General features: G+C 65.0%; 22 protein-coding genes and 1 pseudogene. 9 read left to right on the top strand and 14 right to left on the bottom strand.

Annotated elements, in window-relative coordinates; translation table 11 throughout:
* Positions 1 to 70 precede the first annotated feature (70 nt).
* Positions 71 to 1,891, top strand: coding sequence for a biosynthetic-type acetolactate synthase large subunit (gene ilvB, locus NGK62_RS11825; RefSeq protein ID WP_251879580.1), 1,821 nt, complete (start codon positions 71 to 73; stop codon positions 1,889 to 1,891).
* A 37-nt stretch (positions 1,892 to 1,928) separates the two neighbouring features.
* Here ilvB and NGK62_RS11830 read toward each other — a convergent pair whose 3' ends face one another.
* From NGK62_RS11830 to NGK62_RS11850, 5 genes are all read right to left on the bottom strand, one after another.
* Positions 1,929 to 2,708, bottom strand: a complete 780-nt coding sequence (locus NGK62_RS11830) for an SDR family oxidoreductase (protein ID WP_059376484.1) — start codon at positions 2,706 to 2,708, stop codon at positions 1,929 to 1,931.
* A 107-nt stretch (positions 2,709 to 2,815) separates the two neighbouring features.
* Entirely contained in the window at positions 2,816 to 3,670 is an 855-nt protein-coding gene (locus NGK62_RS11835; RefSeq protein WP_059376487.1) for an ABC transporter permease, read from the bottom strand.
* Between the two features lie 13 nt (positions 3,671 to 3,683).
* The gene (locus NGK62_RS11840; RefSeq protein WP_251878411.1) at positions 3,684 to 4,454 is read right to left on the bottom strand and encodes an ABC transporter ATP-binding protein; all 771 of its coding nucleotides are present in this window, start codon (positions 4,452 to 4,454) and stop codon (positions 3,684 to 3,686) included.
* Positions 4,454 to 5,512: an ABC transporter substrate-binding protein gene (locus tag NGK62_RS11845; protein ID WP_118932757.1), complete on the bottom strand. Its 1,059-nt coding sequence runs from the start codon at positions 5,510 to 5,512 to the stop codon at positions 4,454 to 4,456. The genes NGK62_RS11840 and NGK62_RS11845 overlap by 1 nt, the downstream gene beginning before the upstream one ends.
* A gap of 141 nt (positions 5,513 to 5,653) precedes the next feature.
* Positions 5,654 to 8,278, bottom strand: coding sequence for a DNA topoisomerase III (locus tag NGK62_RS11850; protein ID WP_251878413.1), 2,625 nt, complete (start codon positions 8,276 to 8,278; stop codon positions 5,654 to 5,656).
* Between the two features lie 62 nt (positions 8,279 to 8,340).
* Here NGK62_RS11850 and NGK62_RS11855 point away from each other — a divergent pair, with 62 nt between their 5' ends.
* Positions 8,341 to 10,971 (top strand): GDYXXLXY domain-containing protein, encoded by a 2,631-nt coding sequence (locus tag NGK62_RS11855; protein WP_059376505.1) that lies wholly within the window; start codon positions 8,341 to 8,343, stop codon positions 10,969 to 10,971.
* On the opposite strand, the gene gluQRS is transcribed toward NGK62_RS11855, so the two are convergent.
* From gluQRS to NGK62_RS11875, 4 genes are all read right to left on the bottom strand, one after another.
* On the bottom strand, positions 10,958 to 11,854 hold the full coding sequence (gene gluQRS, locus NGK62_RS11860) for a tRNA glutamyl-Q(34) synthetase GluQRS (RefSeq protein WP_251878415.1): 897 nt from the start codon (positions 11,852 to 11,854) through the stop codon (positions 10,958 to 10,960). The two genes, NGK62_RS11855 and gluQRS, sit on opposite strands and share 14 nt — an antisense overlap.
* A 66-nt stretch (positions 11,855 to 11,920) precedes the next feature.
* Positions 11,921 to 12,379 (bottom strand): Smg family protein, encoded by a 459-nt coding sequence (locus NGK62_RS11865; protein WP_042795808.1) that lies wholly within the window; start codon positions 12,377 to 12,379, stop codon positions 11,921 to 11,923.
* A 239-nt stretch (positions 12,380 to 12,618) separates the two neighbouring features.
* Positions 12,619 to 14,643, bottom strand: a complete 2,025-nt coding sequence (locus tag NGK62_RS11870) for a TRAP transporter permease (RefSeq protein ID WP_059376509.1) — start codon at positions 14,641 to 14,643, stop codon at positions 12,619 to 12,621.
* 110 nt (positions 14,644 to 14,753) lie between these two features.
* Complete coding sequence (locus NGK62_RS11875) at positions 14,754 to 15,713, bottom strand: TAXI family TRAP transporter solute-binding subunit (protein ID WP_059376513.1); 960 nt, start codon at positions 15,711 to 15,713, stop codon at positions 14,754 to 14,756.
* Between the two features lie 253 nt (positions 15,714 to 15,966).
* Here NGK62_RS11875 and NGK62_RS11880 point away from each other — a divergent pair, with 253 nt between their 5' ends.
* Positions 15,967 to 17,106: a DSD1 family PLP-dependent enzyme gene (locus NGK62_RS11880; protein WP_251878417.1), complete on the top strand. Its 1,140-nt coding sequence runs from the start codon at positions 15,967 to 15,969 to the stop codon at positions 17,104 to 17,106.
* A gap of 76 nt (positions 17,107 to 17,182) precedes the next feature.
* Here NGK62_RS11880 and NGK62_RS11885 read toward each other — a convergent pair whose 3' ends face one another.
* The 3 genes from NGK62_RS11885 to NGK62_RS11895 all read right to left on the bottom strand — a co-directional run bounded on the left by NGK62_RS11885 (position 17,183) and on the right by NGK62_RS11895 (position 19,235).
* Entirely contained in the window at positions 17,183 to 17,311 is a 129-nt protein-coding gene (locus NGK62_RS11885) for an entericidin A/B family lipoprotein (protein WP_013390837.1), read from the bottom strand.
* 56 nt (positions 17,312 to 17,367) lie between these two features.
* The gene (locus NGK62_RS11890) at positions 17,368 to 17,553 is read right to left on the bottom strand and encodes a CsbD family protein (RefSeq protein ID WP_059376519.1); all 186 of its coding nucleotides are present in this window, start codon (positions 17,551 to 17,553) and stop codon (positions 17,368 to 17,370) included.
* A 140-nt stretch (positions 17,554 to 17,693) separates the two neighbouring features.
* On the bottom strand, positions 17,694 to 19,235 hold the full coding sequence (locus tag NGK62_RS11895) for a PAS domain S-box protein (RefSeq protein ID WP_251878419.1): 1,542 nt from the start codon (positions 19,233 to 19,235) through the stop codon (positions 17,694 to 17,696).
* Positions 19,236 to 19,389: 154 nt separating this feature from the next.
* Here NGK62_RS11895 and NGK62_RS11900 point away from each other — a divergent pair, with 154 nt between their 5' ends.
* Positions 19,390 to 19,641 (top strand): hypothetical protein, encoded by a 252-nt coding sequence (locus tag NGK62_RS11900; protein ID WP_251878421.1) that lies wholly within the window; start codon positions 19,390 to 19,392, stop codon positions 19,639 to 19,641.
* Positions 19,642 to 19,728: 87 nt separating this feature from the next.
* Here NGK62_RS11900 and NGK62_RS11905 read toward each other — a convergent pair whose 3' ends face one another.
* Complete coding sequence (locus tag NGK62_RS11905; RefSeq protein ID WP_059376525.1) at positions 19,729 to 20,694, bottom strand: Bug family tripartite tricarboxylate transporter substrate binding protein; 966 nt, start codon at positions 20,692 to 20,694, stop codon at positions 19,729 to 19,731.
* 210 nt (positions 20,695 to 20,904) lie between these two features.
* Between NGK62_RS11905 and NGK62_RS11910 the strand changes: the two genes are divergently transcribed.
* The 4 genes from NGK62_RS11910 (at position 20,905) to NGK62_RS11925 (ending at position 23,754) form a co-directional block, all read left to right on the top strand.
* The gene (locus tag NGK62_RS11910) at positions 20,905 to 22,098 is read left to right on the top strand and encodes an acetylornithine transaminase (protein ID WP_175163036.1); all 1,194 of its coding nucleotides are present in this window, start codon (positions 20,905 to 20,907) and stop codon (positions 22,096 to 22,098) included.
* Positions 22,099 to 22,194: 96 nt separating this feature from the next.
* A complete protein-coding gene (locus tag NGK62_RS11915; RefSeq protein ID WP_251878423.1) occupies positions 22,195 to 22,593 on the top strand; it encodes a hypothetical protein in 399 nt (132 codons plus the stop codon).
* 80 nt (positions 22,594 to 22,673) lie between these two features.
* Positions 22,674 to 23,318: a hypothetical protein gene (locus NGK62_RS11920; protein WP_251878425.1), complete on the top strand. Its 645-nt coding sequence runs from the start codon at positions 22,674 to 22,676 to the stop codon at positions 23,316 to 23,318.
* Between the two features lie 106 nt (positions 23,319 to 23,424).
* Complete coding sequence (locus NGK62_RS11925) at positions 23,425 to 23,754, top strand: YegP family protein (protein WP_251878428.1); 330 nt, start codon at positions 23,425 to 23,427, stop codon at positions 23,752 to 23,754.
* 94 nt (positions 23,755 to 23,848) lie between these two features.
* On the opposite strand, the gene NGK62_RS11930 is transcribed toward NGK62_RS11925, so the two are convergent.
* Entirely contained in the window at positions 23,849 to 25,216 is a 1,368-nt protein-coding gene (locus NGK62_RS11930; RefSeq protein WP_251878430.1) for a Fic family protein, read from the bottom strand.
* 363 nt (positions 25,217 to 25,579) lie between these two features.
* Between NGK62_RS11930 and NGK62_RS11935 the strand changes: the two are divergent.
* A pseudogene (locus tag NGK62_RS11935) lies at positions 25,580 to 25,942 on the top strand (tyrosine-type recombinase/integrase); the annotation flags it as partial.
* Positions 25,943 to 26,035: the final 93 nt, after the last annotated feature.

The following is a 26,035-nucleotide window of genomic DNA, read 5'->3' on the forward strand; positions in this document are numbered from 1 at the left end:
AGATAAATTTACTCCGTTCATCGGTTATCCGTGGAAAAGAAGATAAATATTCTTCCGATCTACGAATAAGATAGATAGCATGAACGATCGCCTGCACCCCACCGCCGCCGCCGCGCTTGCCGCCACTGAACGCCCCGCCGATAACGGGGCGAAAATTCTGCTCGATACGCTGATCGCGTGCGGCGTGGATACCATTTTCGGGTACCCCGGCGGCGCGGTGCTGCCGCTGTACGACGCCCTGTACGCCGAGCCGCGCCTGCGTCACGTGCTGGTGCGCCACGAGCAGGCTGCCGTGCACGCCGCCGAGGGCTACGCCCGCAGCACCGGCCGCACCGGCGTGGTCTTCGTCACGTCCGGCCCGGGCATGGCCAACACCACGTCCGGCCTGCTGGATGCCATGTGCGACTCGATCCCGGTGCTCTGCATCAGCGGCCAGGTCGCCACGGCCGCCATCGGCACGGACGCCTTCCAGGAATGCGACGCCATCGGCATCTCGCGCTCCGTGACCAAGTGGAATACGCAGGTCCGTTCGGTGGACGACGTGGCCGCGGTGACGGCCCGCGCCTTCGAGCTGACCCGCCAGGGCCGCCCCGGCCCGGTGCTGCTGGATTTCCCCAAGGACGTGCAGCTGGCCGTGCCGCGCGACGCGGACGACGATGCCGTGCCCTCGCAACAGAAGCTAGCCGCGCTGCGCGCGCGCCGCCAGGCGGGCAAGCTGGCTCCCAAGCTGCCGCAGTCGGCCGTGCGCCGCGCCGCCGCCTTGATCGCCCAGGCCAAGCGCCCCATCTTCTACGGCGGCGGCGGGCTGGTGAACGCCGGTCCCGAGGCTTGCGAGGCCTTTACGGATCTGGTGCGCCATACCGGCGCGCCCTGCACCCTGACCTTGATGGGCCTGGGCGCATTCCCCGCGTCCGACCCGCAGTTCGTCGGCATGCTGGGCATGCACGGCACGGTCGAGGCCAACCTCGCCATGCATAACGCGGACCTGGTGGTCTGCATCGGCGCCCGTTTCGACGACCGCATTACCGGCAAGCTGTCGGAGTTCTGCCCGCATGCGCGCAAGATCCACATCGACATCGACCCGGCTTCCATCAACAAGGTGGTGCGCGTGGACGTGGCGCTGGTGGGCGATTGCCTGCCGCTGGTGCGCGCCCTGCGCGCCGAACTCGGCGACGATCCCATGGACGCAGCGCGGCTGGCGCCCTGGTACAAGCGCATCGACGCCTGGCGCGCCCAGGACTGCCTGGGCTATACCCCGGCCGCCGACGCGATCCTGCCGCAGCATCTGATGTCGCGCCTGAATGCGGCGCTGGCGGACCGCGACGCCATTGTCTCCACCGACGTGGGCCAGCACCAGATGTGGGCCGCGCAGTATCTGCGCTTCGACAGGCCCAACCGCTGGCTGACCTCGGGCGGCGCCGGCACCATGGGCTACGGCGTGCCTGCCGCCATCGGCGCGCAGGTCGCCCATCCGGACAAGACCGTGGTCTGCGTCAGCGGCGACGCGTCGGTGCTGATGAACATCCAGGAACTGTCCACCGCCATGCAGCACCAGACGCCCGTCAAGGTCGTGCTGTGCAATAACGGCTACATGGGCATGGTGCGGCAATGGCAGGAGCTGATTCATGGCGGGCGCTACAGCCACAGCTACAACGCCTCGCTTCCCGACTTCGTGGCGCTGGCCCGCGCCTTTGGCTGGGGCGCCGCGCGCGTGGATGATCCGGCGCAGCTGGACGCCGCGCTGGCCGAGTGCCTGGCGCACGACGGCCCCTACTTCCTGGACGTGGCCGTGACGGCGCAGGAGAACTGCTTCCCGATGATGCCTGCGGGGCACGGGCATCAGAAGATGATGCTGGCCGAGGGCGTCTGGTATCAGGACGAGACGACCTGACCGCCGCTGGGCTGCCTGTGCAGCCCAGCACCCTGCATCAGAACTGGATCGACAAGCCTCCGTCCACCACCAGCACGTGTCCATTCACGTATGACGCCGCGGGCGACGCCAGGAACACGGCGGCGCCCGCGATTTCCTCCGGTTCGCCCCAACGTCCCATGGGGTTGCGTGTGGCGATGCGCGGTCCCACGTCGGGGTCGGCCACCATGGCGGCATTGGTCTCGGTGGCGAAGGTGCCAGGCGCGATGGCGTTGCTGGTGATGCCGTGACCGCCAAATTCCGCCGCCAGCGCGCGCACCATGCCCGTCAAACCTTGCTTGGCCGCGGGATAGACCGCATCGCCCGAGCGCGCCAGTTCGCCTACCACCGAAGTGATCGCGATCATGCGGCCGCTGCCCTGGCGCACCATGCGTTCGGCGGCGAACTTGGCCAGCAGCATGCCGGCGACCATGTCGGTGTCGATAAGCTCGCGGATTTCGGCGGGGCTGGTGTCGCGCAGCGTCTTGCGGTTGCGCGCGCCGACGTTGTTCACCAGGATGTCCAGGCGGCGGTGGTCGCGGTCTATGTCCTGGAAAGCGCGTTCCATCGCGGCGTCGTCGCTGATGTCGAATGGCAGCGGATGCGCGTCCAGGCCGGCGGCGGTCAATTCAGCCGCCGCGGCCGCGACGGCTTCGGCGTTGCGGCCGTTGATCAGCACGCGTGCGCCACAGCCGGCCAGCGCGCGTGCGATACAGAAGCCCAGCCCGCGGGCCGAGCCGGTCACCAGGGCGACTTGTCCCGTCAGGTCGAAGTTGCGCAGATACGGCAGCGTGTTCATGTCAGTCGTCCAAAGTGCTTGGTCTCAATCAGGGCCGCGCGGATCCGGCTCCGCCGGTCCGCAGCGGCGCTCCCCGGGGGAAGCGCGCAACGCTGCGGGAGATCTACCTATTCCCGGAACTCCGGCGCCCAATGCAGCAGCCGGCGTTCCAGCCAGGTCACACAATAAACCAGCGCGATGCCGACGATGGACAGCAGCGTCACCGCCGCGAACATGTCGGTGGCGTTCAGCGTCGCCAGCGCGGTGATCATCAGATAGCCCATGCCCGTCGTGGACCCCACGAACTCCGCCAGCACCACGCCGATCAGCGCGAAGCTGATGGCATTCGGCAAGGCGGCGAAGGTCCACGCGGCCGCGGTCGGGATGCGCACCCGCCACAGGATCTGGCGCGGCGAACCGCCCAGCGTGCGGCAGAAGTCCACCAGCTCGCGTTCCACGCTGCGTCCGCCCTTGTAGGTGTTGAAGAACACCAGGAAGAACACCACGAACCAGGACGTCACCACCTTGGAAGCCAGGCCCAGTCCGAAGAACATGGTGATGAGCGGCACGAACGCGATGCGCGGCATCGAGTTGAAGGCCACGATGAAGGGGTTGAACACGTCGGCCAGGAAGCGGCTGCGGCTGAGCGTCATGCCCACCACGAAGCCGCTGCCCACGCCCACCAGCAGTCCCACCATGGTGGCCTGCAAGGTCAGCCACAGGTGCGGCCAGACCGAACGCGGGCCGGGCTGCAGCCATTCCCACAGGCGCACGGCCACGCGCGAGGGTTGGCTGATGAAGAAGGGATCGAACAGCGTGTTCTGGGCGAACCAGGGGATGCGCGTGAGTATTTCCCAGGAACCCAGGATGATGGCAAGGATCAGCACCTGCCACATGGTGATGCGCAGCCGGCGCGCGATGCTGGCGCGGCGGTCCAGCCGCAGCTGGTCCTGCAGGGAATCGGCGGAGTAAGAGGTGGTCATGACGCGTAGGGATTCAGGCGGCGGCGCGGAACTGCTGTCCCAGCACGCTCCAGAGGCTTTGCACGTGGGTCACGAACTGCGGCGTTTCGCGCAGCGTGAACACATCGCGCGGATGCGGGATCTCGATGCGCTCGTCCAGCAGCACGCGGCTGGGCGGCCCGGACAGCACCACCACACGGTCCGACAGCAGGATGGCCTCGTCCAGGTCGTGCGTGACCATGACGATGGTCTGGCCCAGCTTGCGCCAGATCTCGATCAGCTCGCGGTGCAGGTGGGTCTTGGTGTGCGTGTCCAGCGCGCCGAAGGGCTCGTCCAGGAGCAGGATGCGCGGCTCGACCGCCAGGCTCATCAAGAGCGCCACGCGCCGCCGCATGCCGCCCGATAGCTGGTGCGGAAAGGCGTCGGCGAACTGGCTCAAGTGGCCCATTTCCAGCAGCTCGGCCACGCGGCGCTCGATCTTGTCGGCGGCCACGCCCTGGAACTTCAGACCCAGCGCCACGTTCTTCCTCACGTTGAACCAGGGCAGCAGCGTGTCCTTCTGGAAGATGTAGCCCAGGGCCGGCGGCACCTGTCCGTCCACGACGCGGCCGTCCACGCGGATCGTGCCGGTGGTCGGGCGCAGAAACCCCGCGATCATGTTCAGCAGCGTGCTCTTGCCGCAGCCGGACGGCCCGACGATGGAGACGAACTCGCCTTCCGGGATCGTCAGGCTGACCTCGCCTACCGCGTGCGTGATCGCCTGGCGGGTCTGGTAGGCCTTGCCTACCTTGTCCAGCGTGATCATCAGAGGCCCCGCGCGCGGCGCACGAAGCTCATGTTCACGCAACGGTCGTAGGGCACGGTCTTGATCTCGTCATTGGAGAACTGGCGGCCGTCGCCCATGATGGCCGTCATGCGGTCATAGGCGTCCTGGGTGATGATGTTGTCCTTCAGGAACACCGTTTCCTTGTAGACGCCCAGCGTCTTCTCGATGGCCGCGCGCGGGAAGGCGTTCAGGTAATCGTCGTAGATCGCGTCGGTGACGGCCGCGGCGCTGTTGGCGCTGATGAAGTCCTGCGCGCGGACCAGCGCCGTGACGAAGGCCTGCACCACTTCGGGGCGCTTCTGGATGGTGTCCTGCAAGGTCAGGGCCGCGATGCCGGGCACGTCGCCGCCCATGAATTCGTTCCACGAGCTTTCAGTCGTGGCGTCGAAGATGGGCACGCCCCAGCCTTCCTGCTGCGCCTGTTCCATCATGGACATGGTGGCCATGCTGGCCGACACGGAGCCGGTCTTGAGCGCGCCCAGCATGGTGGCCAGGTCGCCCAGCGGGCGGATGTCCACCTTGTCGGCCACGCCGGCCTTCTGCATCAGGTACAGCGCCATCAGCCAGGTGCTGGACTGCGGCTGGGTCGCGCCCACGCGCTTGCCGGCCAGGTCCTTCAACGATTTGATCTTGCCGCTTTCGAAGTCTTCGCGGCGCACGATGACGTTGGCGTAGGTGAGCTTGCGGTCAAAGCCGAACACCAGCGTGGCGGGCTTGCCGGCCAGCGTCAGCGCGGGGGCGGCCGTGGCGGCGGTGGCGCCGAACGCGATCTGGCCCGCGGCCAGCAGCTGGTTGGTGCGCGGACCGCTCTGCGAGTTCAGGTATTCGACTTCCAGCCCGCCCTCGCCGAAGTAGCCTTTCTTCAGCGCGACATAACCCGCGGCAAAGAACGGGTCGATGCTGCCCTGTCCGTAGACGACGCGGCCCAGCTTGGGCTGCGCGAACGCGACGCGGCCATTGACCAGGCTGATGCCGGCCAGCGCGCCAGCGGCGGCCAGCACGCGGCGGCGGGTGGTGAAGTCGGGGCTGTTGCTCATGTCGTCCTCGGTATAGGTCTGGTTGCAGCGGTTTGGCGTAGACAATACCCCAGCCACTGGCGTCCAACAATGGAAAACGCCCGGTTGCCCGGGCGTTGTGCGCGATGGTCGGGAGGCGGCGCGCCAGGCGCCGCGCCCGTTTTACGCGGCGGTTTTTTTCGGCGCCGCCTTCTTCACCGCTTTCTTGACGGCCGTCTTCGTGGCCGTCTTGGTCGCGGTCTTCTTCACCGCGGCCTTCTTGGCCGGCGCCTTTTTCGCAGCGGTCTTGGTCGCGGTTTTGGCAGCCGTCTTGGCCGGCGCACGGCCCGGTTTTTCAGGACGCGGCTCGAATTCGAAGCCGATCTTGCCGTCCGGCTGGCGGACGAGGAAGGCCTTGAACTTGCGATTGGTGCGGCTGGAGACGAAGCCGTCGAGCAGGTCGGTGCGGCCGTTGGTCAGCAGCTTTTCCATTTGTTCGCGCGAGATCTCCTGCTGCAGGATGACCTTGCCCGAACGGAAATCGCAGCTCTTTTCGGGGCCGACGGATTTCTCGCAGACGTAGCTCATGCCATGCTCAAAGACGCGCGACTGGCACTTGGGGCAGGAGCCCACCGGCGTATGGCCGGAGAAGTCCACGGCCTCGCTGTCGTCCTCGTCGTTCTGGCCGAAGTCGAATTCCAGTTTGTACTCGTCGCTGATGCGCAGGATGGCGGCGAACGGACGGCCCATCTTGCTGATGAAGCCTTGCAGCGGACCGATCTCGCGCTTGGCCAGCAGCTCTTCCACTTCGGGCAGCTCGAAGGTGCGGCCGCCCGGGTGCTTGCCGATGGAGAAGTCGCAGGCGGTGCAGGCAAAGCGGCGATAGTTTTCCTTCACCACGGCGCCGCACTTGGGGCACGGCGTCTGCAGCGTGGCGTAATCGCCCGGCACCGTGTCGCGCTCGTATTCCTTGGCGCGCTTGACGATGACCTGGGTCATCTGCGCGATCTCGCGCATGAAGGCCTCGCGGCCCAGCCCGCCCTGCTCGATCTGCTTGAGCTTGTGTTCCCATTCGCCGGTGAGTTCCGGCGAAGTCAGTTCGGTCACGTCCAGGCCGGACAAAAGCGTCATCAGCTGACGCGCCTTGGCGGTGGGCACCAGGTCGCGGCCTTCGCGGCGCAGGTAGCTTTCGTTGAGCAGGCCTTCGATGATGGCGGCGCGCGTGGCCGGCGTGCCCAGGCCGCGCTCGGACATGGCCTCGCGCAGTTCCTCGTCGTCCACCAGCTTGCCCGCGCCTTCCATGGCCGACAGCAGCGTGCCTTCGTTAAAGCGCGCCGGCGGCTTGGTGGTCAGGCCGACGGCTTCCACGTCCTCGGTGCGCACGGTCTCGCCGTCCGCCACAGGCACCAGGTTGGCGTCTTCGCCTTGGGCTTCCTTGCCGTAGACGGCCAGCCATCCCGGGCTGACCAGCACCTTGCCGTCGGTGCGGAAGCGGTGCCCCTGCACTTCGGTCATGCGGGTGGTGACGCGGTATTCCGCGGCGGGGAAGAACACGGCCAGGAAGCGCTTGAGCACCAGGTCGTACAGCTTGGCCTCGGCTTCGCTCAGATCGTGCGGGATCTGCAGCGTGGGGATGATGGCAAAGTGGTCCGACACCTTCTTGTTGTCGAAGATGCGGCGGTTGGGCTTGACCCAGTTTTCGCTGACCACCGTGCCGGCGTGGCGGGCCAGGCCGCCCACCGCATTGGAGCCGCCCTGCGCCAATGCGCGCATGGTCTCCTTGACGGTGTTGATGTAGTCCTCGGGCAGGTAGCGCGAATCGGTACGCGGGTAGGTCAGCGCCTTGTGCCGTTCGTACAGGGTCTGCGCCAGCGCCAGCGTGGTCTTGGCCGAAAAGCCGAAACGGCCGTTGGCCTCGCGCTGCAGCGAAGTCAGGTCGTAGAGGGCCGGCGACATCTGGGTCGACGGCTTGGATTCTTCCGTGACGCTGCCGGGCTGTTCGCGGCAGGCAGCCACCACGCTCTGGGCGGCAGCCTGCGACCACAGGCGCGATTCGCGCTTTTCGGGGTCGCGGTCGTCTTTCTTGAATTCCGGGTCGATCCAGCGGCCTTCGTACAGGCCGGCGGCCGCCACGAAGGTGGCGCGCACTTCCCAGTAGTCGCGCGGCACGAAGCGGCGGATGCGCTCCTCGCGCTCGGCCACGATGGCCAGCGTGGGCGTCTGCACCCGGCCGACCGGGGTCTTGAAGAAGCCGCCGTCCTTGCTGTTGAAGGCGGTCATTGCGCGGGTGCCGTTGATGCCCACCAGCCAGTCGGCTTCGGCGCGCGAGCGGGCGGCCGCTTCGAGCGGCTTGAGCTGGACGTCGTCGCGCAGGTTGGCGAAGGCTTCGCGGATGGCGGCCTGGGTCATCGACTGCAGCCAGAGGCGCTGGATCGGCTTCTTCACGCCCGCGTACTGAATGATGTAGCGGAAGATCAGTTCGCCTTCGCGCCCGGCGTCACAGGCGTTAATGATGGCGTCGACGTCCTTGCGCTTGGCCAGGCGGACCAGCAGCTTGAGCCGTTCGGCCGATTTCTTGTCGGTGGGGCCCAGTTCGAACTCGGGCGGAATCACGGGCAGGTGCGTGAAGCTCCATTTTCCCTTGACCGGATCGTTGGGCGCGACCAAGCTCAGCAAGTGGCCTATGCTGGACGCGAGGACGTAACGTTCGCTTTCAAAATAGTCGCCCTCGCGCGCAAAGCCTCCCAAGGCGCGTGATATATCGAGGGCTACCGAGGGCTTCTCGGCAATAATCAGCGTTTTATTCATGTGTATCCAGTGGCGGCAGTCCCGCCGTAGTAGCGCGGATAATAAGATCGGAGATTCGCCAGATGCAAGTCGGCACTGAAAGACAAGCGGGATCCGAACTACACGCCTGGCGTCAATTTCTGGCGCGCAGCACCCTCTGGCTAGGTGTTTTGCTGCTGGGCAGCGCGGCGGTTTGCTGGGTCGCGGCCAACTGGCAGGACATGACCAAAATCCAGCGTTTCGCCGGTATCCAGGGCCTCCTGGCGGTTTGCGCGCTGGCCGCTGCCTGGACCGGACTGCGCCTGCGGGCGAGTCCTGGCGTGCGCCGCACCATACCAGGCGCCCTGCTCGCCCTGGCCGGCATCCTCCTGGGCGCGCTGCTCGCATTACTAGGCCAAACTTACCAGACTGGCGCTGATACCTGGGAACTGTTCGCCTGGTGGGCGCTGCTGCTGCTGCCCTGGGCGCTGGCCGCCGGCAGCCAGGCCGTCTGGCTGCTATGGGCACTGGTGTTGAACGTGGCGGTGGCCTTGTGGCTGGGCGAGCGGGTGTTCTCCTGGGTGCTGATATTCGGCGGCCCGGGCGTGCCCGGCCTGATGATGGCCGGCCTGAACCTGGTGCTGCTGCTGGGCTGGGAGCTGGCTGCCCGCCGCTGGCGCGCCAGCACCCTGGTCGGTCCGCGGGTCCTGGCCGCCCTGGCAATCAGCGTGCTGGTGCTGACCCAGATGCTTGGCGACTTCCTGGGCCGCGGCCTGGGCCTCTATAACGGCATCGCCTGGGTCGCGGTGACCCTGGGCCTGGGCTTCTATTATCAGAAGGGCCGGCGCGACCTGATCATCCTGGCCATGCTGGCCGCCGGCGTCATCTGCGTGTCGCTGCGGGTGGCGGGCGAATGGCTGCTGCGCCTGGAGCCCGGCGTCTGGGCGGCCCTGCCGCTGGCGGCGCTGCTCATGGCCGAGGCCGTCTTGGCCGCGCGCTGGCTGCGCCGGCTTGCCGGCGACCCGCAGACGGCGGTGGCCGCGGCCGCCGATTCCGAACCGGCTGCGGCTTCGGCCGGCAACTCGGTGGACCCGGCCGACGCCAGCGCGCCGGTCGCGCAGCTGGCGCCCGCTCCGGCGCCGCAGGCGGATCCGCCCTGGTACGTGCAGTGCCTGCTGGGCCTGAGCGCCTGGCTTTCGACTGTGCTGCTACTGGTGTTCATCGCGTTCTCGGGCTTTATTACCTCTGAAAGCGGCGCGCTGGTGGCCGGGCTGGTGCTTTGCGCGGCCGGTGTGGCGGTGCTGCGCAGCGATGCTGGCCCGTTCTGGCGCCAGTGCGGCACGGCCATGGCCTTCGCAGGGCAAATCCTGATCATCTTCGGGCTATCCAGCTCGACCTCGTTCGCCAGCGCCTGCGTGTTCGTGCTGCTGATGGCGGCTACGGTCTATGCCGTCGGACCCGACGTCATCCTGCGCTTCCTGAGCGGCTTGCTGATTGCCGCGGCGGGGGCGGGCTTGATCTGGCGCGGCCTGTCGCCCGACCTGAGCGGCGAAGACCTGCTGGACGCATGGCTGGGCTTCGACGCCATGCGCGCGACCTTTGTGTGGCTGCCCATTGCCGTGACCGGCGCCTGGGCCACCGCCGTCATCTTCAGCCTGAGCCACCGCCTGGGCGGCAAGCGCGCCCATGCGCTGCAACCGCTGGCCTGGGCCTTCCTGCTGTCGGTGCAAGGGATGGTATGGCTGGCCGGGGGCATCTCCGCCCAGCAACTGCCCGCCATGTGGCAGCTGAATCCGCACACGGCCGTGCTGGTCATTGCGGGAGCGCTGTTGCCCGTCGCGGCCGCCTTCGCGGTGCTCTGGCCCCGCCGCCATGTACTGACTGCGGGCGTCACCTGGGGTGTCCCGATAGCTCTGCTGATCCTGTCCCTGTTCTGGCTGCCCAGTCCAGGCGTGGGTTTCGCGCTGGCCTGGCTGCTGCTGGGCTTCGGCTTGAACCAGTTCCGCCTGGTCGTGTTCGCGGTGATCAGCCTGCTGGCTTATCTGGGTGTCTATTACTACCAATTGGACGTGCCGCTGCTGCAAAAGGCCTTGTGGCTGGGCGGCGCCGCGGTGCTGCTGTTCGTGTTGCGCGCCCTGGTGTGGCTGGTGCCGCGCCTGATGCGCACCATCGCGCCCAGCCGACGCGGGGCCCTGCCGCCGGTGTCGGCGCCCTTGCGCTGGCGCACGCTGGCCATCCTGGGCGGCCTGGTGCTGGTGCTGGCGGTCGCCAACGGCGGCATCTGGCAGCGTGAAAAACTGCTGGCGTCGGGCAAGGTGGTCATCCTGGAACTGGCTCCGGTGGATCCCCGTTCGCTGATGCAAGGCGACTACATGGCGCTGAACTTCGCGGCCAGCCGGGAAGTCACGCGCCTGCGGCTGGGCGGCGAGCGTCCCGAAGCCGAGGACTCCGTCATGGGTTACGAGCCGGACGGCTATGTCATGCTGCAGACGGACGCTCGCGGCGTTGGGCAGCCGCTACGCATCCAGCCCGATACGCACCCGCATACCGATGCCGAAGTGCCGCTGCGTTACCGCATCCGCGACAACAGCGTGCGCATCGTGACCAACGCCTATTTCTTCCCGGAAGGCCAGGCCGAGCGCTATCAGGTCGCCAAGTACGGCGAGTTGCGCGTGGCGGAAAACGGCGAGGCCCTGCTCGTCCGGATGCTGGACCAGGACCTCAAGCCGCTGTAGCGGCGGGCAGCGGGAAGCGCCGCGCCCACCGCGCGGTGGCTTCCCGCAGGAAATGACCGCGGTCCGCGGCATCGATGGGGTCGAAGCCCAAGGCGCGCCAGGCGGCCATCAGCGCCGCCAGGGGCGCGCCGGTGTCGATGGGCGGGGCGCCGTTCTGCTTGGACAGTTTCAGGCCGCTGGAAGCGTCCAGGATCAGCGGCACGTGCAGGTAGCGCACCGGTGGCAGGCCCAGCAGCCGGCCCAGCACGCGCTGGCGCGCGGTGGAACTGAGCAGGTCCGCGCCGCGCACCACGTCGGTCACGCCTTGCGCGGCGTCGTCCACCACTACGGCGAGTTGGTACGCCCACAGGCCGTCAGCCCGCCTTAGCGCGATGTCGCCCACCGCCTGCGCCACGTCCTGTTCCTGCGGCCCCAGCCAGCGGTCGACGAAATGTTCCACGCCTTCCGGCATGATCACGCGCCAGGCGCGGGCCTCGCGGCCTGGTGGCAAGCCGTGGCGGCAGGTGCCGGGATACGGCCGTTCGCCGTCGGCCCCGGGCGCGGTCTGGCCGCGCAGCGCCGAATCCGCGATTTCGCGCCGGGTGCAGCCGCAGCCGTAGATCAGGCCGCGCGCGGCCAGCGAGTCGAAGGCGGCCTGGTAGGCGTCATTACGGCGCGACTGCCACATGATGTCGCCGTCCCAGTCCAGGCCCAGCGCCTTCAACTGGCCCATGATGACCTCGGCCGCGCCCGGCACCGTGCGCGGCGTGTCCACGTCTTCGATGCGCAGCAGCCAGCGTCCGCCATGGGCGCGCGCGTCCAGCCAGCTGGCCAGCGCGGCAACCAGCGAGCCCGCATGCAGCGGGCCGCTGGGACTGGGGGCGAAGCGGCCGACGTAATTCACGATGGGACGCCCGCGCGGCGCGGCGCGCGGGTAAGGAGTAACGGCATCAAGCGACGCGGATACCGTTCAATGCAGCAAGCGCGTGCCGTCCTCGTCCAGCAGCTCTTCCAGGACCAGATTGTCGATCTCGGCTTCCTGGCTCCAGAGAACCATGAGGGCGATGATCTTGATCTTGGACAGCGGCACGGGCGTTTCCGGCGACGCCAGACCCCGGTCGATGACGATCTCGCGCAAGGGCGCGGGCAGCACGCCGGCCGATTCCAGGAAGGCGATGAAGCCGATGGATTCGGTGCCGAGCTGCTGGTATTCGTTGTCGGTGTAGATCCGGGTGCCGGTGGCGGGGGCCTGGGCGAGATCGACGCAGCGTTCGGTGGTTTCGGCCAGGCCGTAGAGCCAGCCGAGGGCGTCGTCGATGTCTTCGTGCTCGAAACCGGCGGCGGCAAGCCGCTTTGCGAGCACGTCGGCCGCAGGACAGGCTTGCGGCGTGTAGTAATTCTCGTACAGATAAACCAGGATATCGAACATATGGCGCAGTTTTGTGCCTGTTTGCACAGTCGGCCCGCATATCGGCAGACCAGCAAACATGAATTTTACTTTACGCTGATTTATAGGGGTGGGCAACCGGCCGGAGGGTGGAATGTTGTATGGAGTCACCCTGCGCTAATGTGCACACATTTTCACCTTAAAAGCTGCCAATATTCATGATTCGGAGCAAAAAGGGGCGGACCCTGCAGATCCGCCCCTTTTTGTATCCGGGCCGCTGGTCAGGCGGCCTTGGGGGCGCTTTCCAGCTTCAGCTGAGCCAGCTGGCGCATGAATACCGGGATGCAGATCGCCAGCCCGATCAAGCCGCTGGTCAGGCCCGGCAGGATGGTCAGCAAGGCGCCGATGGTGCACAGCCAGCGCTCCCAGCTCTTCATGCCCACCAGCATGAACCGCGAGAACGCCGCCGACAGCAGCACCAGGCCGACCATGCAGCCGAACAGCGTCACGAAGAAGTCGTACCAGGTGAAACCCTGCACCGAAATCAGCAGCGACGGCGAGAACACGAACACAAACGGCACGATCAGCTTGGTGATGCCCAGCCTGAAGGCCGTGTTGCCGGTCTTGAATGGATCGCTGCCGGCCATCCCGGCCGCCGCATACGCCGCCAGCGCCACGGGCGGCGTAATGTCCGCCAGGATGCCGAAATAGAAGACGAAGAAGTGCGCCGCGATCGGCTGCACGCCCAGCTGCACCAGCGTCGGGGCGGCCACCGCCACCATGATCAGGTAGTTCGCCGTGGTGGGCACGCCGCAGCCCATCAGGATGCAGACGATGCCGGTCATGATGAGCGCCGCGATCAGCGTCAACGTCTGCATGTTGGCCAGCGCGTCCGGAATGATCATGGCCGCGCCGCCGGCGAGCGCCTGAGAGGCCGAGATCACGATGTACGAGATCTTGAAGCCCACGCCGGTCAGCGTCACCACCCCGATCACGATGCCCACGGTGCCCGCGGCCGCGCCCACTGCCAGCGCGTACTTGGCGCCGGTCTCGAAGGCTTCGTACAGGTCGCGCAGGCGCAGCCGCTGGAACGGATTCAGCAGGCCCACCACGATGCAGCCCGTGATGCCGGCGAACGCCGCCAGGTAGGGCGTGCGGCCGCTGGCCAGCACGCCGATCAGCAGGACCAGCGGGATCAGCGTCGGCCATCGCATCTTGAACGACTGCTTGAGCTTGGGCATTTCTTCTTCGGTCAGGCCGCGCAGCCCTTCACGCTTGGCCTCGAAGTGCACCTGCATGAACATGCCGAAGAAGTACAGGAAGGCCGGGAAGATGCCCGCGATGGCGATCTGCTGGTACGGAATGCCCAGGAATTCGATCATCAGGAAGGCGGCCGCGCCCATGATGGGCGGCGTGATCTGCCCGCCCGTGCTGCTGGCCGCTTCCACGCCCGCGGCGAAGTGCCGCGGATAGCCGATGCGGATCATCGCCGGAATGGTCAGCGAGCCGACCGTGACCGCGTTGGCCACCGACGACCCCGACAGCATGCCGAACATGGCCGAACCGAACACCGACACCTTGGCCGGCCCGCCGGCATAGCGTCCGGCGACCGTCGAGGCCACGTCCAGGAACAGCTGGCCCAGGCCGATGCGGGTGGCCAGCACGCCGAACAGCACGAAGTGGAAGACGTAGGTCGCGACCACGCCGACCGCCACCCCGTACACGCCCTGGCTGGTCAGGTACATGTGGTTGACGACCTGCGACCACGTGTTGCCGGCATGCTTGAGCAGGCCCGGGAAATACGGCCCGAACATGGCATACGCCATGAACACGATGGCGATGATGGGCAGCGGCCAGCCCATGGCGCGGCGCGTGGCTTCCAACAGGCCGATCAGCAGGATGGAACCCATCAGCACGTCCATCGGCATGGGATTGCCCACGCGGAACGCCAGATCCTCGAAGATGTAGGGGATGTACAGCACCGACAGCGCCAGCGCGATGGCGATGATCCAGTCGTACAGCGGAATGCCGCCGGGCGAGTACCAGGTGGACTTGGGCTGGCGCTGGTAGTGCGACTTGGAAAAACCGAACACCAGGAAGATCAGGCTGAGTACAAAGGCCAGGTGCACGCCGCGGTGCGTGGCTTCGCGCAACAGGCCGAAGCCGGCCGTGTAGTAATGAAAGAGGGACAAGGTGACGAGCAGGCCCGACACGATCCAGGTGGCCGTCTTGTCCAGCGGCCGGAAGCGGATTTCCGAGTCATACTTTTCCGCCAGCTGCTGGGTTTTCTCGTGGTCAATTTCCATCGCGGTGAGTCTCTGGTGATGCAGCAAGCAGGGCCGCTCGTGGCGGCCCTGCTCAAACACGGCGGGTCAGACTGCGCCGTGATCTATCCGTGAAAGAAGTCCCGGCTCGCTTACTTGAGCAGGCCGACTTCCTTGTAGAACTTCTCCGCGCCCGGGTGGAACGGGATGCCCGCGCCCTTGACGGCGTTTTCCTTGGTGATCAGCTTGCCCTTGGCGTGGCCGGCATCCAGCGTCTTGCGCGTGGCGTCGCTGTACAGCGCCTTGGTCACGTCGTACACCACCTGGTCGGGGATCTTGGCCGAGGTGACCATCTGTGCGTTGACCGAAATGGTCTTCACTTCAGGAATGTTCTGGTACGTGTTGGCGGCGATCACGTCAGGCGTGAAGAATTCCTGCTTGCCGCGCAGCGCGTCGATTTCCGGGCCGACCAGCGACACCAGTTCGATATTGCCGGTGGAGGCCAGTTCGGCGATCGCGCCGGCGGGGGCGCCGCCCACGAAGAAGAACGCGTCCAGGCCGCCGTCCTTGAGCTTGTCGCCAGCCTGGTTGGGCTTGAGGTATTCGGCCTTGATGTCCTTGTCGGTCAGGCCGTAGGCGCCCAGGATCAGGCGCACGTCCACCAGGGTGCCGGAGCCCGGCTCGTCCATGGACACGCGCTTGCCCTTCAGGTCGGCCACGCCCTTGATGCCCGAGCCCTTGCGCGTCACCAGGTGGATGCTTTCCGGGTACAGCGTGGCGATCAGGCGCAGGTCCTGGGCCTTGGGCTTGCCTTCGAAGGTGCCGGTGCCGCTATAGGCCCAGAAGGCCACGTCGGATTGCGTGAAGCCCGCTTCGAACGAGCCGCCCATGACGCCGTTGATGTTGGCGACCGAGCCGTTGGAGGCCACCGCGGTGGCGATGAGCTTGCCCGGTTGCGACACGGCGTTGCCGATGATGCCGCCCACGGGATAGTAGGTGCCGGCGGTGCCGCCGGTGCCGATGCGGAAGAACTGTTGGGCCTGCGCCGAACCGGCGGCGCCGACGGCGGCTGCCGCGATGGTCAGGGCGGTGATCCAGGTCTTGAGTTTCATGCGAGCTTCTCCGAATTCTTGCTGACGGGTATCAGTAATGTGATTTCTGCCGATGGGCGAATTCCCCCGGCAAAAATCTGCCTCCCCTCGGGGGCTTTCTTTATGATGAAATTCTGTCATGCCCACCCCCTGTAGCCAATGATTACAGGGCTATGGTTTTCCAGGGGGTCGCATCGCCCAAGGTTATGGGTGGTCCCGCTTTGGTTATGGTGTGCGGTTACATCCCTGCAGTGCTGATAACGGAGTTTCCAAGATGTCCCAGGAAGTCATACGCGGCATTGCGCTGCCCCCCGCCGCCCAGCCGGGCGATCCCCTAGCCCGCGTCGACACGCCCAGCCTGGCGCTCGACCTGACCGCCTTCGAAGCCAACCTGCGCGCCATGCAGGCCTGGGCTGATCGCCACGAAGTGGCGCTGCGGCCGCATGCCAAGGCCCACAAGTGCCCGCAGATTGCATTGCGGCAGGTGGCATTGGGGGCGCGCGGCATCTGCTGCCAGAAGGTGAGCGAAGCCCTGCCCTTCGTGGCCGCCGGCATCCGCGACATCCACATCAGCAACGAAGTCGTCGGCGCGGCCAAGATGACGCTGTTGGGCCAGTTGGCGCGCGCCGCCAAGATCAGCGTCTGCGTGGACAACGCCCAGAACCTGGCGCAGTTGTCGGCCGCCATGGTGCAGGCTGGCGCCGAGATCGACGTGCTGGTGGAAGTGGACGTGGGCCAGGGCCGCTGCGGCGTGTCCGACGACGCCACCGTCCTGGCGCTGGCGCAGCAGGCGCGCGCGCTGCCCGGTTTGAACTTCGCGGGCCTGCAGGCCTATCACGGGTCGGTGCAGCACTACCGCACGCGCGAAGAACGCGCCACCGTCTCCCGCCAGGCCGCGCGCATCGCAGCTTCCTACGCGCAGCTACTGCGTGAAAGCGGCATCGCCTGCGACACCATTACCGGCGGCGGCACCGGCAGCGTGGAGTTCGACGCCGCCAGCGGCGTCTACACCGAATTGCAGGCCGGATCCTATGCCTTCATGGATGGCGACTACGGCGCCAACGAATGGGGCGGCCCGCTCAATTTCCAGAATAGCCTGTTCCTGTTGTCCACCGTGATGAGCACGCCCACGCCCGACCGTGTAGTGCTGGACGCCGGCCTCAAATCGGCCTCCGCCGAGTGCGGCCCGCCCGCGGTTTACGGCGAGTCCGGCCTGACCTGCACCGCCATCAACGACGAGCACAGCGTGGTGCGTGTGGAACCCGGTGCCACGGCGCCCGTATTGGGCAGCGTGCTGCGTCTGGTGCCTGCGCACGTGGACCCGACCTTTAACCTGCACGACGGACTGGTCGTGTTCGAGGACGGCGTGGTGCAGGACATCTGGGAGATTTCGGCGCGCGGCTTCTCGCGCTGAATTGCGGCGCCCAAACGCAAAAAGGCTGGCGCGCGGTTAGCGCGCCGGCCGATAAAGCAGGCTACCGGTTCAGGACTTACTGGGCTTTCTGCTGGATCTTCTCCCCGCCACGTTCGATGTCCTTGCCGGCGCCTTCCATCGTGTTGCAACCGGCCGTGATGGCGGTGATTGCCAGCAGCAGCGCAAGCCAGATTCGATGCGTCATTTTTTTCTCCTTTCGGCGTTCATGGGCGTAGCGGGTCATGCCGACAGGCAGCCGCGCTATTTCTTGTTCAGCAAGTCCCGTGCCTGATCCTTGGCCTCGCCGACGTTGCGCTGCACCTTGCCCACGGTTTTTTCCGCCTTCCCTTCAAGCTCGGTCTCGCGGTTGCCGGTCAACTTGCCTGCCGTTTCCTTGATCGAGCCTTTGACTTCCTTGGCTGCGCCCTTGATGCGGTCGTTATCCATGTTGTCGCTCCTAATTCCAGGTTGCGTGAAACCGCGCGGGAGAGGCCTTCGAAGCCTGGCTCCGGCTGCGGACGAACCCACTATAGGAAGCGCATGGCGCGCGTGTAAGAAGCGCGCGCATCAGATCGACTGGTACTTTTCTACCGAATCCTGTGGACCTGCTTTGTAGTCTGCTTGCCGGGCTGTTTCTGTGCCTGTTTGCGTGCCGGCTTTTCATATCCCACGATGCCGCGCTGCCGCGCCCAGATGATGGCGGCGCTGCGCCGGTGCACGTCCAGCTTGCTGTATAGCGCCGCCACATGATTGCGCACCGTGTTGCGCGACAGATGCAGGCTGGCCGCGATCTCCGGGTCCGTGTGGCCTTGGCACATCAGTCCCAGGATCTCGCGTTCGCGCGGCGTCAGGTCGGCCAATTCGCTCTGCCCCTGCGGGGCGCCCTGGGGCGTGCGGATCTGCGCCAGCTTCTCGATGACGGTGCGGCTGAACCACGAGGTGTCCTGCATCACCGTCTCGATCGCCTCCATCAGCTCGACCTCGTTGCGCTTGCGTTCGGTAATGTCCTGGATCGCCGCCAGCACGCAGGGCTGGTCCTGGATGGACACCGGCGCGGCCGACACCAGGCAGTCCAGCAATGCGCCGTCGCGCGTGCGCAGCGCCATCTCCTGGCTGCGTACGCTGGCGCCCTGCTCCAGCGAGGCCATGGCGCGGTCATAGGCCTGCGGGTCCGTCCATAGCTGCGCCAGCGCATCCTCGTCGCGCGCCAAGGTCTTGGCGTCGTAGCCGGTGGTCGCGACGAAGGCATCGTTGACCTCCAGCAGCTTGCCTGCCGTGGTGCTCAGCGTCATGGGCACGGGCGCAAGACGGAACGCCGTGGCGAAGCGCTGTTCGCTATCGCGCAGCGCCGTCTCGGCCTTGCGGCGCGGCTCCAGGTCGTTGAAGGTGAACAGCATGCAGGGCTGCTCCGCGACCTCGATGGGCTGGCCCGCCACGATCACCAGCTTGTCGCTGCCGCCCTGCACCGCGATGATGGTTTCCGTCTGCGGAATGGTCGTTCCTTCCGCCAGCCGGTGCAGCGCATCCTCGCGCTGCGGCGTGTCGCCCAGCACGTCCAGCTGGCGCAGCGTCTTGCCCAGCACCTGTTCGCGCGTGTAGCCCGTCATGGCCAGAAAACCGTCATTGACCTTGATGTGCCGCAGATCCGCCAGCGAGCAGATCACCGCCGGCGCGGGATTGGCGTTGAAGGTGCGTTCAAAGCGCTCTTCCGCGCTGTATTGCTCGGTCACGTCCAGCAGCACCAGCACCATGCCTTCGGCCGCGCCCTGCGCATCGCGTAGCACCAGATTGCGCACCTGGTGCATGCGGCCGAATTCCGGATCGCGGCGGCTGGTCACTTCCACCACCACATCCTTGAAAGCCTCGCCCGCCAGCGCGCGGTCCAGCGGATACTGCGCCGCGCGCAAGGCGCGACGGTTGCGGTAACGCAGCGCAAATGCCTTGCGGTAGCCGACGGCGGTGCCGCCCAGCGCGGCAAGATCCGTCACGCCGTGCATGGCCAGCGCCGTGTCGTTGGCCCAGACGATACGGCGGTCCTGGTCCAGCAGGATGATGCCCTCGATCAGGCCGTCGATGATTTCCAGCAGATGGCGGCGTTCCGTGGTGAACGCCGTGGCAGTCTTCTTCATTCTGGCTCCTGGTTGAGCAAGAGATAAGAAGAAAGTACTAGATAAAGTCGTCCCGCGTGATCTGGGCGAACGCGAACATGGCTTCTATCGTGGGCTTGCACGATACGCGTGCCGCTGCGCGTGAGCGCTACACGTGAATCTTCAGGAGACATCCATGAACACGAACCAGAAGCCCGGCGATCCCGCCTACCAACCCGGCATCGACCCGTCCCAGCGCCCCGGACAGGAACCCGGCGACGCACCGGAAAAGCAGGCACCCGGCCAGGTGCCGGGCAAGCCTGGTCCGGATGATATTGATCCGGGCCGCATGCCGCCGGAAGTACCCGGCAATCCGGGGCAACCTGCGGAAGAACCCAGGCAACCGGGCGAGCCCGGACGGCCGGGCCAGCCGGGTGATCCGGCTTAAGCCGTCATCGCTTTACCTCAGCCCATCATGCAAACCGCCCCGTAGGTGCGGGGCGGTTTGCTGTGGGCAAGTCGTCTTGCGCGTCCGTCAGTCGACCTGCGCGCCCGACTGCTTCACCGCCTCGCCCCACTTCTTCACTTCGCCGGTGATGAAAGTGCCGGTCGCGTCAGGCGTCAGCGGCATCGGCTCCGCACCGCGGTCGCGGAAAAACTTCTGCATGTCCGGCGAATTCAGCACCTGGCCGATCTGCTTGCTCAGATAGCCCGTCACCTCGGCCGGCGTATCGCGCGGCGCCAGCACCGCCGCCCAGCCGATGGCCTCGAAACCCGGATAACCCGATTCCGCCACGGTCGGCACGTCCGGCAGCTGCGGCAGGCGCTTGGCCGTCGTCACCGCCAGCGCCACCGCCTTCTTGCTCTGCACATGCGGCAGGCCGGCGGTCACCGAGTCCACCATCAACGGCACCTGGTGCCCCAGGAAATCCGCCTGCGCCGGGCCGCTGCCCTTGTACGGAATGTGGCGGATGTCGATGTTCGCCGCCGCCTTGAACATCTCGGCCGACAAATGCTGCGTGCCGCCGATGCCCGCGCTGGCATAGGCCAGCTCGCCCGGATTCGCGCGCGCCTGCGTCACCAGCTGCTTGAGCGAGGTAATCCCCGAAGCCGGCGTTGCCAGGAACATCAGCGGCACCGAGAACACCCCCGATACCGGCGCGAAGTCCTTGGTCAGGCTGTAGTTGATGGTCTTGTACAGCGTCTGGTTCACGGCGGCGGCGCTGCCCGCGATCACTAGCGTGTAGCCGTCCGGCGTCGCGCGCGCCGCCTGCTCCATCCCGATATTGCTGCCCGCGCCCGCGCGGTTCTCCACCACGATGGGTTGCTTGACCGCCGCGCCCAGCTTTTCGGCCAGCGCGCGGGCAAAGATATCGGTCGCCTGCCCGGGCGGGAACGGCACGATCAGGCGGATGGGGCGCTCGGGATAATCGGCATGCGCGGTCGCCGCGGCCGTCGCCAGCGCCAGGCCGGCGGCAAGACTGGAAAGAATACGTTTCATGATTGGTCAGTAAAAAGCGACAAAAGGGCTGCGCGCGGGGTCGCGCCTGTTGCATAAAATAGAGCGCCCGCGTTGTCTGCCCTTTTGAGGCGGCCCGGGCGGATCGGCTGGGGGTGCGTCACGATAGCATCCCCCCGTCGGTGCTAAATTCGCCTATTGGCATCGTCCAATTACTTTTAATCCCTGTTCTCTCATTCCGCAGGAACCGCCATGGAATTCAGCCAGTTCAAGACCAACGCCCTCATGGAGATCACCTCCCGCCCGGACCTCGTGTTCGTGCGCGGCCAGGGATCCTGGCTGGAGGATCACGCGGGCAAGCGATACCTGGACTTCGTCCAGGGCTGGGCCGTCAACACCCTGGGCCACTGCGCCCCGGAAATGCAAAAGGCCCTGCTGGACCAGTCCAAGCTGCTGATGAACCCCTCGCCGGCGTTCTACAACCTGCCCTCCATCGAACTGGCCGAGCGCCTCACCGGCGCCTCGGTCTTCGACCGCGTCTTCTTCGCCAACAGCGGCGGCGAAGCCAACGAAGGCGCCATCAAGCTGGCGCGCAAATGGGGCCAGGTCAATAAGAACGGCGCCTACAAGATCATCACCATGAACCACGGCTTCCACGGCCGCACGCTGGCCACCATGTCCGCGTCCGGCAAGCCGGGCTGGGACAAGATGTTCGCCCCGCAGGTCGAAGGTTTCCCCAAGGCCGAAATCAACGACCTGGAATCCGTGCGCAAGCTGATCGACGACCAGACCGTCGCCATCATGCTTGAACCCGTGCAAGGCGAAGCCGGCGTCATCCCCGCCACCAAGGAATTCATGCAAGGCCTGCGCAAGCTGGCCGACGAGCACAAGCTGCTGTTCATCGTTGATGAAGTGCAGACGGGCATGGGCCGTACGGGCACCATGTTCGCCTACCAGCAATCGGATGTGGTGCCGGACATCATGACGCTGGCCAAGGGTATTGGCGGCGGCGTGCCGCTGGCTGCGCTGCTGGCTCGTCAGGAAGTTTGCGTGTTCTCGCATGGCGACCAGGGCGGTACGTACAACGGCAATCCGCTGATGGCTGCTGTTGGCGTTGCTGTGTTCGACGCGCTGGCTGCGCCGGGCTTCATGGAGTCGGTCAATGCTCGCGCCAAGCAGCTGTCCGAAGGTTTGCTGGCTCTGTCGGCCAAGTGGGGCATGAAGGGTGAACGTGGGATGGGTCTGCTGCGTGCGCTGGTGATGGATCGGGATGATGGTCCTGCCATCGTTGAAGCTGCGCGCAATCTGGCGCCTAATGGCCTGCTGCTGAATGCACCGCGTGGGAATCTGCTGCGGTTCATGCCGGCGTTGAATGTGACGGCTGAGGAAATCGATACGATGCTGGCGCAGTTGGATGGGCTGATTGCTCAGGTGCGTAAGGCGTAATCGGGTAGTCCGATAGCCAGTAGCAAGGGCCGCGTACAGCGGCCCTTGTCTTTTGAACGCCCGCGTACCTATACAGCGACCGAAGAAGCCATGCCCATGAAAACAATCACAGTCATATCGGTTGAGCCGTTCACACCCGGCGACGAAAGCGCCTCCGTGACCTTGCGCAGCCAGGAAGGCGCGGTCGTCACGGCATTCTGCTGGCCCTGCACAGTCAAGGCCGGGGACTCCATCACGAACCGGCTGTCGATCCTGGACGGCGAGATTCGTGCAGCATTCGGTTCCGACTGGCCCCAGCAAGAGCAGGAAGCCCTGTCAGTGGAAAGCCTGGAACGGATTGGCCACTTCAAATACCGAGGAACGGGGCGTGTGATCGATCAGGATGCCGGATTGGTGGCGGTCAACGGCTACGTCATTGAATTTGGAAGTGTGCCGTGTGATGGGTATGCTCAATTCGAAATTGTCCGATTGGATATCGGAGACATCGGCGATTGAACCGTCATGGCGTTGACGAATCGACGTGCTCTGCGCGGCATGTAGCGCACCCATAACCGCACGGCACCCAAGAATTTGAAATGAAGCAAAGCAAACGTAGAACGCCAAGCCCTCAGATAGCCCCAATTCCCACAGTGTTGAAGCGGCCCACCGTCATACGGGCTTGGCGCCTGTTCTTCTGGTTCTATGTTCTTGTCGCGGCGCCATTCGCAATATTGCTGTCCGTCTATCTCTTGTTCGAGATGGCTCATGACCAATGGAATGGCTGGCTTCTGCTGGTTTGCTTGCTGCTGTTTGCAGGGGTGCCCCTGTCTGTGTACGGCCTGATGCCGGCCCTGCGCGCGCAACGCAAGGTACTGCTGGAGATCAGCAACGAAGGCCTCTGGTCACCCCAGACCGGCGCGGTGCCTTGGCCGAAGGTCAGATTCGTGGGCTTTCGCAGTCGTGGCGCCACCGTGACCAGCACATGGCTGGAAGTGTTCGTTTCCAACGAGTCCGAGCCGGACTGCGCCTTTGACCTCGACGATACCAATATCTATCTGACCCGACGCTTGAGGCTGCGGCTCCAGCGGCTGACTACGGTCAAGGTATTTCGCCATGAGCTGCGGAGTTATCAATTGGTGGAGCCATCACGGGCGGCAACTGGAAAGGCCTTGCCGCGTGGTGCCTCGTCGAAGACCAAGGCGGGCGCTTCCTCCACTCCTGTTCGCCCGAAGAACAAGTAGGCAGAAATTTCCTGAACGCGGGACATGGACTATCATCAACCGGCATTCATGCGTGTGCATCGCAGTATCGACCCATTGTTGAACTAGCCAGATATTGGAGGTTTCTATGAGCGGTTACTACGAGTTGAAGCGCAGCGGCGATCAGTACATGTTCAATCTGAAAGCCGGGAATCATGAAGTCATTCTTACGAGCGAGCGCTACACCACTAAAACCAGCGCTCAGGACGGTATTGCATCTGTTCGCCAGAATTCGCCGCTGGATGAACGCTATCAGCGCAAGACGGCAACAGATGGATCACCCTACTTCACGTTGACCGCGGCAAATGGGCAATCCATTGGGCGTAGTGAAATGTACTCGGGTACAGCGGCTCGGGATAACGGTATTGCGTCTGTGAAGACTAACGGACCTAGTACTATGGTGAAAGACAATACCTGAGCGGTCTGGGGCGGAACGTAAGCCCTGATTCGGATCTATCGATGTCGGGAGTAGAGAGCCGCAATGTTCACGGCTCTTGTTCCACTGGCTTGCATCAATGTGGCCGCCCGGCCTCTACCCATCGTTGCACCAGGTCCATCGACAAGCGATAGCGAGCGCAGTTGTACACATCCAGTATGCGCAATTCCTGCGCCAGTATCGGGCGGAATAATTGAACATCGTCTTCGGACAAGCCCAGCGCCGCTGTTGCGGCGTCGGCCGTTTGCTGCTCACGTAGTACCCGGCCAATCGCTTCGTTCAGTTTTTCCCGAAATCGGAATCGCACCGGATCCGGCACGCCCGCAGCGTTCAGTTGTACGGCGTACTTGCGGATCGAGCGCCGATAGGCCCAGGCAAACAGCTCTGTCGCCAGCGTCACGTCACCGTATTCATAGACTCCCAACATGGCATAGACATAGTCCTGTACCTCTACGTCCAGGAAGGACAGCGGTGCGCAGTTGTAAAGCATCAGCGGAATGTTGGCCGACAGGCGGCTGGTGCGCTTGTTGCCGTCTTCGAACGGCTGAAGATAGGCCAGGTTCACCCACAGAAAGAATGCCGCTTCGACCGGGTTCTTGATTAGCCGCGCTTTCTCCACAATCAGGTCGAACATTTCCTGCAGCAACAAGGGCGCCTGGAGCGGCACGTAAGTCGTGTCCCCGATGTTGACCACGATCTGGCGGATGCGGCCAAGACCGTCGGTGTTGGCTAATAGTTCCTCCAGCAGGATCGCGTGAAGGTTGCCGATCACGGCGGACGTCAGGCCATGTGCGGGCACCGCATCGACCAGGAACTCGATGGCCCTCTTATGGTTGAGCAGCATCACTGCATCCAGATCTTCCCCGGCCATGCCGTGCTTGAAGAGTTCCTGCGTGGCCAACAAGGAATACCGGTTGCCTTCCAGTCGAGAGGATGACCAGGACAGGTCGAGCAGCAACGGCTCCAGTACGCGACGCGCGTAAGTCCCGGCTGGCGACTGACCTGGCATGCGGCCTTCGTCGGCCAAGTCTTGAGCCAGCGAAGGCGGCAACAGGAAGCTCTGGTTTGGCACATAGCTTTCCACGAAGGCGCGTTCGTATCCCACAGGTGCACGCGCCGACAACGGCTGCCGAAGCCGGGCCAGCAGGGCTTGACCACGCTCAGACCAGATCATCCCGGTGGCCTCGGACGCCGGCTCCGCCAATCGCATGGTAATGGCCGTTGGGAGTGTCGATGCGGTTGTTTCGTCCGCAATCCGGTAACGGGTTGCCCGGCCCTGGCCCTCGCGCAGCACCAATCCGGCCTGGCGCAGATTTTCCAATTGGCGCTTCACCGTGGACCAACTGACGCCGGTTCGGTAGGCCAGTTCGCTGGAACTCACCCAGGGCAGGTTCTCGTGTTGCTGGGCGCGCAGAAACTGAAGAATGTCTTCGCGGACGGTCATGGCAAGAGCCGAAGATGTTGAATCAGCTCAATTTAGCAGTAATCAGCTCAAGAGATGAGCTGATTTGGTCTGATTTTGAGCTGATCCCAATGCGTCCGCCCGAGGAAATCGATTGCCACGATTGCGTCACTCACGCATCAACGCCAAAACGAGTACTTTGCCGCCAATAGAGATGAGTGCGGCATTCCGACGTGGTTGTCAGCCGCGGTGAGGCTGGTCCGATACGCCACCACGGCGTCCCAACGGCTGTAGCCGGGGCGGGCACGTTGTATGCGGGCAAGCGGGTGCTATGCGCGCATCGCTCCGCCGATGCGCCAAGCATTCAGCGAGCCGGCAGAAAATTGAAGTCTGACACCATTATTTCAGCGTCCGGTCCAATTCGAGATTACGGAGCAAACCCGTGAGAGCCTTGAAGCATTGATCGAAGCGCGAGGGCTAAAGGCGGCGGGTTTTCTGTTTCCGAGCCGGTTGTATACGTCGCCGCATCTGTCGACGCGGCAGTACGCCCGGATTGTGCATCGCTGGGTCGCATCGATTGGGCTCGACGATACCGCATATGGCACCCACACTATGCGCCGTACAAAAGCCTTGCTGATCTACCGTCGGACGAAGAATCTTCGAGCGGTACAGCTGCTGCTCGGGCATACGAAGCTGGAAAGCACAGTTCGCTATCTCGGCATCGAGGTCGACGATACTCTTGAGATGGCCGAGCAAACTGAGGTTTGACACATCCTGGCCGGCGAGCGGTCGCTTGCCGGCCAGGAACTGTCGGTAGCTGCGAGTAAAAGCGGACGCTCAACGATTGAATTCAGCGGCTGC

It is taken from the genome of Achromobacter sp. Marseille-Q4954 (assembly GCF_943737025.1).
In the GTDB taxonomy this organism is placed as follows: domain Bacteria; phylum Pseudomonadota; class Gammaproteobacteria; order Burkholderiales; family Burkholderiaceae_B; genus Achromobacter; species Achromobacter bronchisepticus_A.

What these genes read in the sequence shown, in the direction of transcription:
- NGK62_RS11880 (WP_251878417.1), top strand. Translation starts at nt 15,967, where the DNA reads ATGTCCCAGGAAGTCATACGCGGCATTGCGCTGCCCCCCGCCGCCCAG.
- NGK62_RS11930 (WP_251878430.1), bottom strand. Translation starts at nt 25,216, where the DNA reads ATGACCGTCCGCGAAGACATTCTTCAGTTTCTGCGCGCCCAGCAACAC.
- NGK62_RS11895 (WP_251878419.1), bottom strand. Translation starts at nt 19,235, where the DNA reads ATGAAGAAGACTGCCACGGCGTTCACCACGGAACGCCGCCATCTGCTG.
- NGK62_RS11865 (WP_042795808.1), bottom strand. Translation starts at nt 12,379, where the DNA reads ATGTTCGATATCCTGGTTTATCTGTACGAGAATTACTACACGCCGCAA.
- NGK62_RS11910 (WP_175163036.1), top strand. Translation starts at nt 20,905, where the DNA reads ATGGAATTCAGCCAGTTCAAGACCAACGCCCTCATGGAGATCACCTCC.
- NGK62_RS11875 (WP_059376513.1), bottom strand. Translation starts at nt 15,713, where the DNA reads ATGAAACTCAAGACCTGGATCACCGCCCTGACCATCGCGGCAGCCGCC.
- NGK62_RS11885 (WP_013390837.1), bottom strand. Translation starts at nt 17,311, where the DNA reads ATGACGCATCGAATCTGGCTTGCGCTGCTGCTGGCAATCACCGCCATC.
- NGK62_RS11835 (WP_059376487.1), bottom strand. Translation starts at nt 3,670, where the DNA reads ATGACCACCTCTTACTCCGCCGATTCCCTGCAGGACCAGCTGCGGCTG.
- NGK62_RS11920 (WP_251878425.1), top strand. Translation starts at nt 22,674, where the DNA reads ATGAAGCAAAGCAAACGTAGAACGCCAAGCCCTCAGATAGCCCCAATT.
- NGK62_RS11845 (WP_118932757.1), bottom strand. Translation starts at nt 5,512, where the DNA reads ATGAGCAACAGCCCCGACTTCACCACCCGCCGCCGCGTGCTGGCCGCC.
- NGK62_RS11870 (WP_059376509.1), bottom strand. Translation starts at nt 14,643, where the DNA reads ATGGAAATTGACCACGAGAAAACCCAGCAGCTGGCGGAAAAGTATGAC.
- NGK62_RS11840 (WP_251878411.1), bottom strand. Translation starts at nt 4,454, where the DNA reads ATGATCACGCTGGACAAGGTAGGCAAGGCCTACCAGACCCGCCAGGCG.
- NGK62_RS11905 (WP_059376525.1), bottom strand. Translation starts at nt 20,694, where the DNA reads ATGAAACGTATTCTTTCCAGTCTTGCCGCCGGCCTGGCGCTGGCGACG.
- NGK62_RS11850 (WP_251878413.1), bottom strand. Translation starts at nt 8,278, where the DNA reads ATGAATAAAACGCTGATTATTGCCGAGAAGCCCTCGGTAGCCCTCGAT.
- NGK62_RS11915 (WP_251878423.1), top strand. Translation starts at nt 22,195, where the DNA reads ATGAAAACAATCACAGTCATATCGGTTGAGCCGTTCACACCCGGCGAC.
- NGK62_RS11830 (WP_059376484.1), bottom strand. Translation starts at nt 2,708, where the DNA reads ATGAACACGCTGCCGTATCTGCGCAACTTCGACCTGACGGGACAAGTC.
- NGK62_RS11925 (WP_251878428.1), top strand. Translation starts at nt 23,425, where the DNA reads ATGAGCGGTTACTACGAGTTGAAGCGCAGCGGCGATCAGTACATGTTC.
- NGK62_RS11900 (WP_251878421.1), top strand. Translation starts at nt 19,390, where the DNA reads ATGAACACGAACCAGAAGCCCGGCGATCCCGCCTACCAACCCGGCATC.
- NGK62_RS11855 (WP_059376505.1), top strand. Translation starts at nt 8,341, where the DNA reads ATGCAAGTCGGCACTGAAAGACAAGCGGGATCCGAACTACACGCCTGG.
- NGK62_RS11890 (WP_059376519.1), bottom strand. Translation starts at nt 17,553, where the DNA reads ATGGATAACGACCGCATCAAGGGCGCAGCCAAGGAAGTCAAAGGCTCG.